Source organism: Bacillus mycoides (assembly GCF_001757995.1).
Taxonomy (GTDB): domain Bacteria; phylum Bacillota; class Bacilli; order Bacillales; family Bacillaceae_G; genus Bacillus_A; species Bacillus_A mycoides_B.
Genome location: NZ_LXLV01000065.1, coordinates 104,656 through 118,135, shown reverse-complemented (window position 1 = coordinate 118,135; position 13,480 = coordinate 104,656). Strand labels below are relative to the sequence as shown.

The following is a 13,480-nucleotide window of genomic DNA, read 5'->3' as shown; positions in this document are numbered from 1 at the left end:
AAATATGAAGCAAGTTGTTGTAGCGACGAAAAATCTTGGGAAAGTACGTGAGTTTGCTGAGTTATTTGAGAGATTTGACTTAGAAGTGAAATCTTTACACGATTTTCCTCATATTGAAGAAGTCGAAGAAACTGGTGAAACATTTGAAGAAAACGCAATTTTAAAAGCGGACAGTCTTAGTAGACAGTTGAATTCCATCGTAATTGCGGATGACTCTGGTCTTATTGTAGATGCCTTAAACGGGAAACCAGGTGTATATTCAGCTCGTTTTGCTGGAGAGCCGAAAGATGATCAGGCGAATATAGATAAGGTGTTACAAGGGTTAACCGACGTCGATTTAGAAAAACGTACAGCTCGTTTTTACTGTGCGCTAGCAGTTGCTTTCCCTGAAGCTGATAAAGAGCCGGTTATTGTAAACGGAACGTGCGAAGGAAAAATCTTAGAACAGCGCCGCGGGGAAAATGGTTTTGGATACGATCCGATTTTTTATGTAGAAGAATATAAAAAAGCGATGGCGGAGCTAAGCTCAGATGAGAAAAATGCGATTAGTCACCGCGGGCGTGCTCTTCGTAAATTAGAAGAAAAAATCCCAGAATGGTTTTTAGAAGAATAAGGGAGAGAGATTGATGAAAGCTTTAATCGTAAGCGATAGTCATAGCTCTGTGAAGGAATTACAGCAGTTAAAAGAGAATTACGAAGGGAAAGTAGATGTCATGATTCATTGTGGTGATTCAGAGCTAACGCCTGCTCACGAAGAGCTGCAAGGTTTCCATGTTGTAAAAGGGAATTGTGATTATGCTAACTTTCAAGATGAAATTGTAACTGATGTAGATGGAATTCGTTTCTTAGTTGTACACGGTCATCGTCATAATGTAAAAATGACGTTACAAACGTTAGCGTATCATGCAGAAGAAGTAGGAGCGCAAGTAGCATGCTTTGGACATTCTCATGTATTAGGGGCAGAATTAATTGATGGGATTTTATTTATTAATCCAGGAAGTATTTTGCTCCCACGCTCTCGTGTGGAAAAAACTTTCGCTTTATTAGAAATGGATGAAAATCATATAGAAGTTCGTTTTGAAACATTAGACGGACAGCTGGTGGAACAAGCAATTTTTAAAAGAGGATAAGGAAAATTATCCTCTTTTAAAAAAGTGTTGACTTTATAAGTCGTTATGAATATAATAAATATTGTCGATAGGGCAACGGCGCTAACGATGAAAAATAAAATAACATATGCGGGTGTAGTTTAGTGGTAAAACAAGAGCCTTCCAAGCTCTGGTCGAGAGTTCGATTCTCTTCACCCGCTCCATGTCCCAGTAGCTCAGCCGGATAGAGCATACGCCTTCTAAGCGTACGGTCGGGAGTTCGAATCTCTCCTGGGACGCTAAAAAAACCTTGTTATCTTTTGATACAAGGTTTTTTGTTTGTCTTAAATTAGTTATTAATAAATTTTTCAAAGACAAAACCGTAATCTTTCACGTTATATTGTTTCTTTGTATCAACGAGCCAATTAAAAGCGATCTCGTTTATCTCTTTAAATTGTTCTGCTAAATTTACTTGTGCGTTTGAAATACGGCTGAAAGCGTTAGATGCCATATCTAGACTTTTATGTGCATACTGCAATGTAATATCGTTGTCGTATGAAATTTCTTCGATTTTAAGTAAAGCCTTATATAAATCTTTTAATTCTTCAATATGTTTTTTATGAACATCAATTGAGTAATACTCATCTCCCATTTGAAACTTAATTTCTACATCTAAATCAATTGTACCTGCAGTTTCAAGTGCTACGTTTTTAATTTGATACTTACTATAACTAAAGCGGCGTAGTGTACGTTTTTTGCTTGTTGCGCTTTTACCATCTAAGTGAATTAACCCTTTGTTTGTGAAGCAATATTCATCTGATTTGGATTTAATTAGAAAGTAAATTTTTTCTCCATCTTCATGCATCACGTAATCATCAGCATCGACTTTATCGTAATCTTTCGGTGTAATAACAGAACCTACATCGCTTAAACCTAAAACATCAGCAGCTACTTTTTTGAACATATATAATCCCCCTTGTAAAAAAAATCTTAATTGTACAAAAATATTTTAACATGATTTCAATAAATTGTTTTCTTGTAATTCGAAAATATTTGAAGGTAAGTTAAGAAAAGTAACGAATATTATTTTGAAAATATGTAAAAAGGTGTTGAGTAAAAGTGCACCACCATACAAAAACAAAGGGAGATTTGGCGGTTTTAAAAGCTCAAGTTGATTTGTATGAAAAAGGATATATGATTTTAACACCGCAAACAGAACATTCTCCGTTTGATCTTGTAGTGTATAAAGATGGAGTGTTTAAGAGGATACAAGTGAAATATAGAGAATTGAATTCGAGGGGAATTCTTGAAGTGAGATTCCGTTCTAGTTATTCTATGGCAAATGGAGTCGCCACAAAAGAAGTGAATAAAGAAGAAATAGATGTGTATTGCATATATTGTCCTCAAACTGATTTATGTTATTATTTCGATCCTAAATTATTTAATAAATCCATTAGTTTAAGAGTGGATTCTCCGAAAAATAACCAAGAGAAAAAAGTTAATTTCGCTAGTGATTATAGAGAAATTCCATAAAGTCACCTCTAGTTACATGAGGTGTTTTTTTATTTGTTTTGAAATCTTACAATTCTGTAAGGTAAGTGTAAGGAAGTTCGATGGTAACAAATTACTAATCCTCTATAATGAAGATAACAACGATAAATGAGGAGGAAGAGATGATGAAAGGATTAATCGTAACGGGTTTAACAGTAGCCTTTGGGTTTGTGGCGTATGAAAAGTTAACATATGTAATTGATGTTGTAAAACATTTAGTAGCGTAGAAAAAACTGCCATGAGAGGGAAAGGGAATGAGTGAATGAATGGAATGGTTATTTGGAATTATAGGTACTTGTAGTGTAGTTTTATTGTTCTTTGTCCCGAGTGGTATACTTAGTTCGACAACAAGTTTGTTCTTTTTAAGTTTGTTTGCTTGTACGATACTTATTATTATGTTTTTAATGAAGCGAAGTAAGCCAATCTTCTATTTTAGCATGATTGTTATGGCAATTATTGTTCTCCAAATTATTACCCTTGTTATATACCCCACAATTATAAAAGCTTTCCATTAATGATGAATCCTCTGCGTCTGTTGCTGAGGGTTTTTGTTTGTGAAAAATGAATTTTATTTAAAGGTTTGTTGCTTTTTTGTTATAAAAATCGAATATTCCTATATTTCAAATAAATAATTTTGGAATGTTGTGTTCTCATTACGCATTTGATATATTTACTTGGAAGATCATTAAAATCTAGAAAAAGAGGCGGACGTATGGATAAAAAAGAAAATACGGTCGTATTGTTTCCGCAACTATCAGAACGCTATATTGATAAAGGTTTTTTAGCGTTGAAAGAGCGGGAATTCGAAGATGCATTGCGCTGCTTTGAAATATTACGTCAGTATAATGCAGAAACGGAACAAACAGAATTAGCTTCCGTTATTTGTTTGCTAGAATTAAAACGTATGGAAGAAGCGAAAGAAAAATGTGAGCAGTTGCTTGAAACAGGAGCTGTATTATTTGGTGATATTCTTGAAACGTATGTAACTATTTTAGTTCAAACAAATGATTATGAAGGTGTCATCGAAACTGTTGAGGAAGTTTTGCAAACGAAAGATATAATTCCAGAGCAAAGGGAAAAATTGGCGCAGCTTGCTTTATTTGCACAAGGGATGCTGAATGAAGAAGGTATACCGCTAGTGGATTCGAATTTTGAATTAGAAGAATTTACCGATGGGCTTTTTGGAGAAAACTTTGGTCACAAGCTAAGAGTGATCCAGAAACTTTCGTTAAAAGACCTGGATCTCGCACTTCCTACTTTAAAGAAATTTTTAATAGACGAAGATCAGCACCCTTATTTAAAAACTTCTATTTTGTATAAAATGGTAGAAAATCAAATAGAAGAAGAGATTGAAGTAGAGAAGTTTGGAAATACGATAAAGGTGATTCCAGCATTTACAGGTCATAATGAGGAGCAATCCGATAAAATTATACATAAATTCTCAAACCGATTAGAGCAAAATTATCCAGATATATTTAGTACAATGGTTACATACTGGAAAGAATTACAAATTAGCATTTTCCCATTCCCTCTATTAATGGATAAAGTAGAAATTTGGGCTGCCGTCTTAGAGAGAATTGGAAGAAAGCGTTTCGGATTGGCTATTGATGATGAAGAACTTATGACCGCGTACAATATTGAGTTTGAGGAATTTCATATTGCCTATCAATGGTTATTACGCATTGAAAGAGAAGGGTATTTGCCCGTATAATTATGAAAAAGAATCGTTCAGTTATTGAAACGAGCACATTCTATGTTATAATGTAAGGGTTGCAAAAGGCAGAAATCTGTCTGTTTGTAAGAGAAGAGGAGTATAATTCTCTTACTTAATATGTTTCATATTAGTCTCGAACAAAATATACCGTAGTTGTCTTTTAGACAATTAGTAGATTGGAACATTGCATCTGAAAGCTTTTGCTAGAGGATTATTTGTACATTTGTTATTTCAAAAAAGAGATAATAAAAATCTTAATCTATAGAGGTATGTGCATACATTATTATAGTTGGAGGGAAAGAATAAATGTCTACAAAATGGGAAAAATTAGAAGGTAACGTTGGCGTTTTAACAATCGAAGTTGACGCTAAAGAAGTAAATAACTCTATCGACGCTGCATTCAAAAAAGTAGTAAAAACAATTAATGTACCAGGTTTCCGTAAAGGAAAAATGCCTCGTCCATTATTCGAACAACGCTTTGGTATTGAATCTTTATACCAAGATGCTTTAGATATCATCTTACCAAAAGCATACGGTGAAGCAATCGATGAAGCTGGTATCTTCCCAGTTGCTCATCCTGAGATTGACATCGAGAAATTCGAAAAAGGCCAAAACTTAATTTTCACTGCAAAAGTTACTGTAAAACCTGAAGTTAAATTAGGTGATTACAAAGGTTTAGCAGTAGAAAAAGTTGAAACAACTGTAACTGACGAGGATGTAGAGAACGAAGTAAAAGCTTTACAAGAGCGTCAAGCTGAACTAGTTGTTAAAGAAGAAGGAACTGTTGCAGATGGTGATACAGCTGTAATCGACTTCGAGGGTTTCGTTGATGGCGAAGCATTTGAAGGCGGAAAAGGCGAAAACTATTCTCTTGCAATCGGTTCTGGTACTTTCATCCCAGGTTTCGAAGAGCAAGTAATTGGTCTTAAATCTGGTGATTCTAAAGAAGTTGAAGTATCATTCCCAGAAGAGTACCATGCTGCTGAATTAGCTGGTAAACCAGCAACATTCAAAGTAACAATTCATGAAATCAAAACAAAAGAACTTCCTGAGTTAAACGACGAGTTCGCTAAAGATGCTGACGAAGAAGTTGCAACTCTTGATGAATTAAAAACAAAACTTCGTACAAACTTAGAAGAAGGCAAAAAGCACGAAGCTGAGCACAAAGTACGTGACGAAGTAGTAGAATTAGCTGCTGCTAACGCTGAAATCGACATTCCAGAAGCTATGATCGACACTGAGTTAGATCGTATGGTTCGTGAATTCGAGCAACGTTTAAGCCAACAAGGTATGAACCTGGAGCTTTACTACCAATTCACAGGTACTGACGCTGACAAATTAAAAGAGCAAATGAAAGAGGATGCACAAAAACGTGTAAGAATCAATCTTGTTCTTGAAGCTATCATTGAAGCTGAAAACATCGAAGTTACTGAAGAAGAAGTAACTGCAGAAGTTGAAAAAATGGCTGAAATGTACGGTATGCCAGTAGACGCTATCAAGCAAGCTCTTGGAAGCGTAGACGCTTTATCTGAAGATCTTAAAGTGCGTAAAGCTGTAGACTTCTTAGTAGACAACGCTGCATAATAAAATAACAAGGCGCGATTTTAATCGTGCCTTGTTTTATAAATATAGAAATATATTTATAAAACTTTTCGATGAAGAAGGAAAAGTTCCTTTGTAAGTCGAATATACATATTTCAAAAGTTTAAAAATTTTTTTATTTGTACATAACTAGTCATATTATTTGTATTTCTCGCCACGTAGTGACATAATATGTATTTACATACGATACATTTATCGTGTACATACGAAGGCAAGAGATTAGCACTTTGTAAGGGGTGTGAAAATATGTTTAAATTTAATGATGAAAAAGGTCAATTAAAATGTTCTTTCTGTGGTAAAACACAAACGCAAGTTCGAAAGCTAGTTGCAGGTCCAGGTGTTTACATTTGTGACGAGTGTATCGAGCTTTGTACTGAAATTGTACAAGAGGAGCTTGCGAAGGACGAAGAAGTAGAATTCAAAGATGTACCGAAACCGGTAGAAATTCGTGAAATCTTAGATGAGTATGTCATCGGACAAGATAACGCGAAAAAAGCACTAGCGGTAGCGGTATATAACCATTACAAACGCATTAATTCTAACAGCAAAATTGATGATGTAGAATTGGCGAAGAGTAATATTTCACTTATTGGGCCAACTGGTAGTGGTAAAACATTATTGGCACAAACATTAGCGCGTATTTTAAATGTTCCATTTGCGATCGCGGACGCAACATCTTTAACAGAAGCTGGATATGTAGGGGAAGATGTAGAAAACATCTTACTAAAATTAATCCAAGCAGCTGATTATGATGTAGAGAAAGCGGAAAAAGGAATCATTTATATTGATGAGATTGATAAAGTGGCACGTAAGTCCGAAAATCCATCAATTACACGTGATGTATCTGGTGAAGGCGTACAGCAGGCACTTCTGAAAATTTTAGAAGGTACTGTAGCAAGCGTTCCACCTCAAGGTGGTCGTAAGCACCCGCATCAAGAGTTTATTCAAATTGATACAACGAACATCCTATTCATTTGTGGTGGAGCGTTTGATGGCATCGAGCCTATTATTAAACGTCGCCTTGGTGAGAAAGTAATTGGATTTGGTGCTGAGAAGAAAAATGCTGATGTAAATGAGAAGCATGTTTTATCTCACGTTTTACCAGAGGATCTTTTAAGATTCGGTTTAATTCCGGAGTTTATCGGTCGTCTTCCAGTTATTGCGAACCTAGAGCCGCTTGATGAAGGTGCTCTTGTAGATATTTTAACTAAACCGAAAAATGCACTTGTTAAGCAATTCCAAAAATTATTGGAGCTTGACGATGTTGAGTTAGAGTTTGAAGAAGGTGCACTAGTTGAGATTGCGAAAAAAGCAATTGAACGTAAAACAGGTGCTCGTGGACTTCGTTCTATTATTGAAGGCTTGATGCTTGATGTAATGTTCGAACTTCCATCTCGCAAAGATATCGAGAAGTGTATTCTTACGAAAGAAACAGTAGCTGATAATGAACCCCCGAAATTGGTGTTACAAGACGGTACTGTACTTGATACAAAAACATCTGCATAATGCGAAGAAGAAACAGCAATTTTTATAATTGCTGTTTTTCTTTATGTTTAGCACTATTCCTCCCAGGAAATACTAAAAGGTAAAACATAGCGGGAGGAAATGAATTATGAGCTGGACAAATATATTTTTACTTGTTCAACTTGTTTTTGGCGTAATTGTCGGATTGTATTTTTGGCATTTACTTCGAAATCAGCGAACACAAAAAGTTTCAATTGATCGAGAATCGAAAAAAGAATTAGAGCAGCTTCGTAAAATGCGTGAGGTTTCTTTAACAGAGCCGCTTGCGGAAAAGGTACGTCCTACATCCTTTATAGATATTGTAGGGCAAGAAGACGGGATTAAGTCGTTAAAAGCGGCTCTTTGTGGTCCTAATCCGCAACATGTGATCATATACGGTCCGCCAGGTGTCGGAAAGACAGCGGCAGCACGCCTTGTATTAGAAGAAGCGAAACGAAATCCGAAATCTCCATTTCGTACAAATGCAACATTTATCGAACTTGATGCAACGACAGCTAGGTTTGATGAGCGTGGTATTGCGGATCCATTAATTGGTTCAGTGCATGATCCTATTTATCAAGGAGCAGGTGCAATGGGGCAAGCGGGTATCCCGCAACCGAAAAAAGGGGCTGTAACAGATGCGCATGGTGGTATTTTGTTCATTGATGAGATTGGTGAATTACATCCAATTCAAATGAATAAAATGCTAAAGGTGTTAGAAGATCGGAAAGTGTTTTTGGAAAGTGCGTATTATAGTGAAGAAAATTCGATGATTCCAACGTATATACATGATATTTTTCAAAAAGGTTTACCTGCAGATTTTCGCTTAGTTGGTGCAACGACACGTTCACCAGAGGAAATTCCTCCTGCAATTAGGTCGCGTTGTTTAGAAGTGTTCTTCCGTGAGTTAGATACAGAAGAAATTCAAAAAGTAGCGAAAAATGCAGCTGACAAAGTGGAAATGCAAGTAGGTGAGAACGGTATCGAAATGATTGGAATGTATGCAAGAAATGGACGAGAAGCAATTAATCTCGTGCAAATTTCTACTGGTATGGCGATAAATGAAGAACGACCTTTCATTAAAGATGAAGATATTGAGTGGGTTGTTCATTCTAGTCAGCTTACACCAAAGTACGAAAAACGTATTTATCCAATTCCGAGAATCGGTCTTGTGAACGGGCTTGCTGTATATGGGCCGAATACAGGTGCGTTATTAGAAATTGAGGTAACAGCTATTCCTGCGAAAGATAAAGGTTCAGTAAATGTAACTGGAATTGTAGAAGAGGAAAGTATTGGTAGTCAAACGAAATCAATCCGCCGTAAAAGTATGGCGAAAGGTTCTGTTGATAATGTGTTGACGGTTCTTCGTTCTCTAGATGTGTTGCCAGAAGGGTATGATATACATATTAATTTTCCTGGTGGTATCCCGATTGATGGCCCTTCAGCAGGGATTGCTATGGCAACAGGTGTCTATTCAGCCGTGCATCGTACGTATGTGAATAATGAAGTAGCGATGACAGGTGAGATAAGTATCCACGGAGAAGTGAAGCCTATTGGTGGTGTGTACGCAAAAATAAAAGCTGCGAAAAAAGCGGGAGCTAAGAAAGTCATCATTCCGGCTGAAAACATGCAACCATTTCTGTATACAATAAAGGGAATTGAGATCATTCCTGTTCGCAAATTAAAAGAAGTATTTGAATTAACATTTATGCAGGAAAATATGCATCGTGAGCTTGATGCACATACTGCTTTGGACGAAACAGATGCACAATCAATGTGAGAATATACAATAATAAAATTTGCCAGACTTCGTTTAAGTTTGTATGCTTAAGCGGAGTCTTTTTTCTTTTCGTGAGGCACAAATAAACAGGGGATTTACAATTGCGAAGAATCTCTGCAATTGCATCTAGATGTATTGTAATATAAAATAGTTGAACAGGAGTTTAATTTATTATGGAGGTGCTATGTCTAGTATGAATACGAATGAAAGAATTGTGCCCCTCCTACCATTAAGAGGCATTCTCGTATATCCAACGATGGTTCTGCATCTTGATGTAGGACGTGATAAATCGATACAAGCACTAGAGCAGGCGGCAATGGATGAAAATATCATCTTTTTAGCAATGCAAAAAGAAATGAATATCGACGATCCGAAAGAAGATGACATATATAGTGTAGGTACAGTGGCGAAAGTGAAGCAAATGTTAAAATTGCCGAACGGTACGCTTCGTGTCCTTGTAGAAGGTTTACATAGAGCAGAAGTAGTAGAGTTTATCGAAGAAGAAAATGTAGTACAAGTTTCTATTAGAACGGTAACTGAAGAAGTGGAAGATGATTTAGAAGAGAAGGCTCTTATGCGTACGTTACTGGAGCATTTCGAACAATATATTAAAGTTTCGAAAAAAGTTTCAAATGAAACATTTGCAACGGTAGCTGATGTAGAAGAACCCGGAAGACTAGCTGATTTAATTGCTTCTCACTTACCGATTAAAACGAAGCAGAAACAAGAGATTTTAGAGATTGTATCTGTGAAAGAACGACTACATACACTTATTTCAATTATTCAAGATGAACAAGAGTTACTTAGCCTAGAAAAGAAAATTGGACAAAAAGTGAAACGTTCAATGGAGCGCACGCAAAAAGAATATTTCTTACGTGAGCAAATGAAGGCGATTCAAACTGAACTTGGTGATAAAGAAGGCAAGGGCGGGGAAGTTGAAGAACTTCGTGAGAAAATTGAACAGTCGGGAATGCCTGAAGAAACAATGAAGGCTGCACTGAAAGAATTAGATCGTTATGAAAAGTTACCTGTAAGTTCTGCTGAGAGTGGTGTCATTCGTAATTATATTGATTGGTTATTAGCTCTCCCATGGACAACAGCAACAGAGGATATGATTGACCTCGCTCATTCGGAAGAAATTTTAAATAAAGATCATTACGGTCTTGAAAAAGTGAAAGAGCGAGTACTTGAATATTTAGCTGTACAGAAGTTAACGAATTCATTAAAAGGACCAATTCTTTGTCTAGTAGGACCTCCTGGGGTTGGGAAAACTTCGTTAGCACGTTCTATTGCAACATCGTTAAATCGTAATTTTGTACGTGTTTCTCTTGGTGGTGTGCGTGATGAATCTGAAATTCGTGGTCACCGTCGTACATATGTAGGAGCGATGCCAGGACGTATTATTCAAGGTATGAAAAAGGCGAAAACAGTTAATCCAGTCTTCTTATTAGATGAGATTGATAAAATGTCTAACGATTTCAGGGGAGACCCATCAGCGGCGTTACTTGAAGTGTTAGATCCAGAACAAAACCATAACTTCAGTGATCATTACATTGAAGAGCCATATGATTTATCGAAAGTTATGTTCGTTGCAACTGCTAATACACTTGCAAGTGTTCCGGGCCCATTGCTTGACCGTATGGAAATCATTTCGATTGCTGGTTATACAGAACTTGAAAAGGTGCACATTGCTCGTGAGCATTTATTGCCGAAACAATTAAAAGAGCACGGTTTGCGAAAAGGTAATTTGCAAGTGCGTGATGAAGCGCTTCTTGAAATTATTCGTTATTATACACGCGAGGCTGGTGTTCGTACGTTAGAGCGTCAAATTGCAAAAGTTTGTCGTAAAGCAGCAAAAATTATCGTTACAGCAGAACGCAAGCGCATTGTTGTAACAGAGAAAAATATTGTTGATTTACTTGGTAAGCATATATTCCGTTATGGTCAAGCTGAAAAAACAGACCAAGTTGGTATGGCAACAGGTTTAGCTTACACAGCAGCGGGCGGCGATACACTTGCAATTGAAGTGTCTGTAGCGCCAGGAAAAGGGAAATTAATTTTAACAGGGAAACTTGGGGATGTTATGAAAGAATCCGCACAAGCCGCGTTTAGCTATATTCGTTCTCGTGCAGAAGAACTTCATATTGATCCGGATTTCCATGAGAAAAACGATATTCATATTCATGTTCCAGAAGGAGCAGTTCCAAAAGATGGACCGTCAGCAGGTATTACGATGGCAACGGCACTTATTTCTGCACTAACAGGTATTCCTGTAAGTAAAGAAGTTGGTATGACAGGTGAAATTACACTTCGTGGTCGTGTATTACCAATTGGTGGTTTGAAAGAAAAAACATTAAGTGCTCACCGCGCGGGATTAACAAAAATTATTTTACCGGCGGAAAATGAGAAAGATTTAGATGATATTCCAGAGAGCGTAAAAGAAAACCTTACGTTTGTGCTTGCATCTCATTTAGACGAAGTATTGGAGCACGCATTAGTAGGAGTGAAACAATGAAAGTAACAAAAGCAGATATTGTAATTAGTGCCGTTAAGCCGGAACAATATCCAGACAGTGATTTACCAGAAATTGCCTTAGCAGGTCGTTCTAATGTCGGGAAGTCTTCCTTTATTAATAAAATTTTAAATCGTAAAAAGTTAGTACGTATTTCTTCTAAACCAGGAAAAACGCAAACACTGAACTTTTTCTTAATCAATGAAATGATGCATTTTGTTGACGTTCCAGGTTATGGATATGCGAAAGTATCTAAAACAGAGCGCGCGGCATGGGGCAGAATGATTGAGACTTACTTTACAACACGTACGCAATTAGACGCAGCTGTATTAGTAGTTGATTTACGTCACCAACCAACAAAGGATGACATTATGATGTATGATTTCTTAAAGCATTATGAAATCCCAACAATTATTATTGCAACGAAAGCCGATAAAATTCCGAAAGGGAAATGGCAAAAGCATTTAAAAGTTGTAAAAGAAACGCTTGCTGTTGAAATTGGCGATGAAATCGTTCTATTCTCTTCTGAAACAGGACTTGGAAAAGAAGAAGCATGGAAAGCAATTCATAAAATGACAAAAACAAAAAACGCGTGACGAATGTCGCGCGTTTTTTTTTATTTACTAAACTTTTAGCGTACGTTTAATGTAACTTCAATATTTCCTCTTGTTGCTTTAGAGTAAGGACATACACCGTGAGCGGCTTCTACAAGTTCTTGTGCTTCGGCATGAGAAACACCAGCAACATGTACGTCAAGCACAGCAGATAGTCCGAAACCACCATCTGTATCTTTACCGATAGAAACGTGTGCAGTCACTTCTGTACTTTCTACTTTCATACGTTTTGTACGAATTACAAGTTGCAATGCGCTATCAAAGCAAGCTGCATAACCAGCTGCAAATAATTGTTCTGGATTTGTTGCCTCTCCGCCTGCGCCACCTAGTGCTTTTGGCATTTTTACATCAAGATTTAATATGCCATCATCTGAAACTACCTTACCGTTTCTTCCACCTGTTGCTGTTACTGAAGCAGTATATAATTTATCCATGTTTATTCCCCTTTTCTGTCATTAATTTTTTTCATTGTTTCAATTAATGTGTTTAATTGGATTAATAAAGAATGATATTCTTGCTCTGTAATTCCTAAATTTGTAGCCATCGTTGTTGGTAATGAACAAGCTATTTCTTTTAAATCTTTACCTTGTTCTGTTAATTCAATACAAACTTTTCGCTCGTCTTCTTTTGAACGAACACGTTGTACAAGTTTTAATGATTCCATCCGTTTTAACATAGGTGTTAAAGTACCGGAATCTAAAAATAGACGTTCTCCAATTTCTTTTACTGTTAGTCCGTCTTGTTCCCAGAGTACGAGTAAAGTAATGTACTGGGGATACGTAATGCCCATTTCTTCTAAATAGGGGCGGTAAAAACGGGTAACCTCTCTAGAACAAGCGTAAATAGAAAAACAAAGTTGGTTATCTAGATGCAAAGGATTTTCTTTCATAAGCAACTCCTTGTGTTTTTAAATTGTGTACAATTTAATGTTGTAAAACCAATATACCGAAAAAGAAATACAATGTCAAATGCATTGCATTGAGAAAGTGAGTACTATATTTTGGAACAATCATACATATTTTCCTTCATGATGAAAGAAGATAGAAAAGATGATGTTATAATTAATATGGAATAGTTTCCATCACTTGATTATGAGGACTTTTTTTGGTAACGTAC

The 13,480-nt window shown here is 36.5% G+C and carries 13 protein-coding genes and 2 tRNA genes; 12 read left to right on the top strand and 3 right to left on the bottom strand.

Translation table 11 applies throughout. The annotated features are described in order from the left end of the window. Positions 1-4: 4 nt before the first annotated feature. The 4 genes from BWGOE10_RS22430 to BWGOE10_RS22415 all read left to right on the top strand — a co-directional run bounded on the left by BWGOE10_RS22430 (position 5) and on the right by BWGOE10_RS22415 (position 1,387). On the top strand, positions 5-613 hold the full coding sequence (locus BWGOE10_RS22430; protein WP_061674627.1) for an XTP/dITP diphosphatase: 609 nt from the start codon (positions 5-7) through the stop codon (positions 611-613). Positions 614-626: 13 nt separating this feature from the next. After that, positions 627-1,130 (top strand): metallophosphoesterase, encoded by a 504-nt coding sequence (locus BWGOE10_RS22425; RefSeq protein WP_070145014.1) that lies wholly within the window; start codon positions 627-629, stop codon positions 1,128-1,130. 108 nt (positions 1,131-1,238) lie between these two features. Then, positions 1,239-1,312: transfer RNA gene (locus BWGOE10_RS22420), tRNA-Gly, on the top strand. Position 1,313: 1 nt separating this feature from the next. Further along, a tRNA-Arg gene (locus tag BWGOE10_RS22415) sits at positions 1,314-1,387 on the top strand. A 50-nt stretch (positions 1,388-1,437) separates the two neighbouring features. Here the strand turns inward: BWGOE10_RS22415 and BWGOE10_RS22410 are convergent. Continuing rightward, complete coding sequence (locus BWGOE10_RS22410; protein WP_070145013.1) at positions 1,438-2,052, bottom strand: PH domain-containing protein; 615 nt, start codon at positions 2,050-2,052, stop codon at positions 1,438-1,440. A gap of 155 nt (positions 2,053-2,207) precedes the next feature. Here BWGOE10_RS22410 and BWGOE10_RS22405 point away from each other — a divergent pair, with 155 nt between their 5' ends. The 8 genes from BWGOE10_RS22405 (at position 2,208) to yihA (ending at position 12,346) form a co-directional block, all read left to right on the top strand. Then, positions 2,208-2,621: a group I intron-associated PD-(D/E)XK endonuclease gene (locus BWGOE10_RS22405; protein WP_070145012.1), complete on the top strand. Its 414-nt coding sequence runs from the start codon at positions 2,208-2,210 to the stop codon at positions 2,619-2,621. 284 nt (positions 2,622-2,905) lie between these two features. Further along, positions 2,906-3,154: a hypothetical protein gene (locus BWGOE10_RS30480; protein WP_081338199.1), complete on the top strand. Its 249-nt coding sequence runs from the start codon at positions 2,906-2,908 to the stop codon at positions 3,152-3,154. Positions 3,155-3,351: 197 nt separating this feature from the next. Next, positions 3,352-4,350, top strand: a complete 999-nt coding sequence (locus tag BWGOE10_RS22400) for a hypothetical protein (protein WP_070145011.1) — start codon at positions 3,352-3,354, stop codon at positions 4,348-4,350. A gap of 309 nt (positions 4,351-4,659) precedes the next feature. After that, positions 4,660-5,937, top strand: a complete 1,278-nt coding sequence (tig, locus tag BWGOE10_RS22395; protein WP_002112071.1) for a trigger factor — start codon at positions 4,660-4,662, stop codon at positions 5,935-5,937. A gap of 264 nt (positions 5,938-6,201) precedes the next feature. Continuing rightward, entirely contained in the window at positions 6,202-7,461 is a 1,260-nt protein-coding gene (clpX, locus tag BWGOE10_RS22390; protein WP_070145010.1) for an ATP-dependent protease ATP-binding subunit ClpX, read from the top strand. A gap of 106 nt (positions 7,462-7,567) precedes the next feature. Continuing rightward, the gene (lonB, locus tag BWGOE10_RS22385; protein WP_070145009.1) at positions 7,568-9,238 is read left to right on the top strand and encodes an ATP-dependent protease LonB; all 1,671 of its coding nucleotides are present in this window, start codon (positions 7,568-7,570) and stop codon (positions 9,236-9,238) included. A gap of 184 nt (positions 9,239-9,422) precedes the next feature. Beyond that, positions 9,423-11,753: an endopeptidase La gene (lon, locus tag BWGOE10_RS22380; RefSeq protein WP_070145008.1), complete on the top strand. Its 2,331-nt coding sequence runs from the start codon at positions 9,423-9,425 to the stop codon at positions 11,751-11,753. Continuing rightward, on the top strand, positions 11,750-12,346 hold the full coding sequence (gene yihA, locus BWGOE10_RS22375; RefSeq protein WP_002088829.1) for a ribosome biogenesis GTP-binding protein YihA/YsxC: 597 nt from the start codon (positions 11,750-11,752) through the stop codon (positions 12,344-12,346). The genes lon and yihA overlap by 4 nt, the downstream gene beginning before the upstream one ends. Before the next feature lie 35 nt (positions 12,347-12,381). Here yihA and BWGOE10_RS22370 read toward each other — a convergent pair whose 3' ends face one another. Next, entirely contained in the window at positions 12,382-12,798 is a 417-nt protein-coding gene (locus BWGOE10_RS22370; protein WP_002015349.1) for an organic hydroperoxide resistance protein, read from the bottom strand. A 2-nt stretch (positions 12,799-12,800) separates the two neighbouring features. After that, on the bottom strand, positions 12,801-13,253 hold the full coding sequence (locus BWGOE10_RS22365; protein ID WP_002015350.1) for a MarR family winged helix-turn-helix transcriptional regulator: 453 nt from the start codon (positions 13,251-13,253) through the stop codon (positions 12,801-12,803). Between the last annotated feature and the right edge of the window lie 227 nt (positions 13,254-13,480).

What these genes read in the sequence shown, in the direction of transcription:
- BWGOE10_RS22430 (WP_061674627.1), top strand. Translation starts at nt 5, where the DNA reads ATGAAGCAAGTTGTTGTAGCGACGAAAAATCTTGGGAAAGTACGTGAG.
- BWGOE10_RS22425 (WP_070145014.1), top strand. Translation starts at nt 627, where the DNA reads ATGAAAGCTTTAATCGTAAGCGATAGTCATAGCTCTGTGAAGGAATTA.
- BWGOE10_RS22410 (WP_070145013.1), bottom strand. Translation starts at nt 2,052, where the DNA reads ATGTTCAAAAAAGTAGCTGCTGATGTTTTAGGTTTAAGCGATGTAGGT.
- BWGOE10_RS30480 (WP_081338199.1), top strand. Translation starts at nt 2,906, where the DNA reads ATGGAATGGTTATTTGGAATTATAGGTACTTGTAGTGTAGTTTTATTG.
- BWGOE10_RS22400 (WP_070145011.1), top strand. Translation starts at nt 3,352, where the DNA reads ATGGATAAAAAAGAAAATACGGTCGTATTGTTTCCGCAACTATCAGAA.
- tig (WP_002112071.1), top strand. Translation starts at nt 4,660, where the DNA reads ATGTCTACAAAATGGGAAAAATTAGAAGGTAACGTTGGCGTTTTAACA.
- clpX (WP_070145010.1), top strand. Translation starts at nt 6,202, where the DNA reads ATGTTTAAATTTAATGATGAAAAAGGTCAATTAAAATGTTCTTTCTGT.
- lonB (WP_070145009.1), top strand. Translation starts at nt 7,568, where the DNA reads ATGAGCTGGACAAATATATTTTTACTTGTTCAACTTGTTTTTGGCGTA.
- lon (WP_070145008.1), top strand. Translation starts at nt 9,423, where the DNA reads ATGTCTAGTATGAATACGAATGAAAGAATTGTGCCCCTCCTACCATTA.
- yihA (WP_002088829.1), top strand. Translation starts at nt 11,750, where the DNA reads ATGAAAGTAACAAAAGCAGATATTGTAATTAGTGCCGTTAAGCCGGAA.
- BWGOE10_RS22370 (WP_002015349.1), bottom strand. Translation starts at nt 12,798, where the DNA reads ATGGATAAATTATATACTGCTTCAGTAACAGCAACAGGTGGAAGAAAC.
- BWGOE10_RS22365 (WP_002015350.1), bottom strand. Translation starts at nt 13,253, where the DNA reads ATGAAAGAAAATCCTTTGCATCTAGATAACCAACTTTGTTTTTCTATT.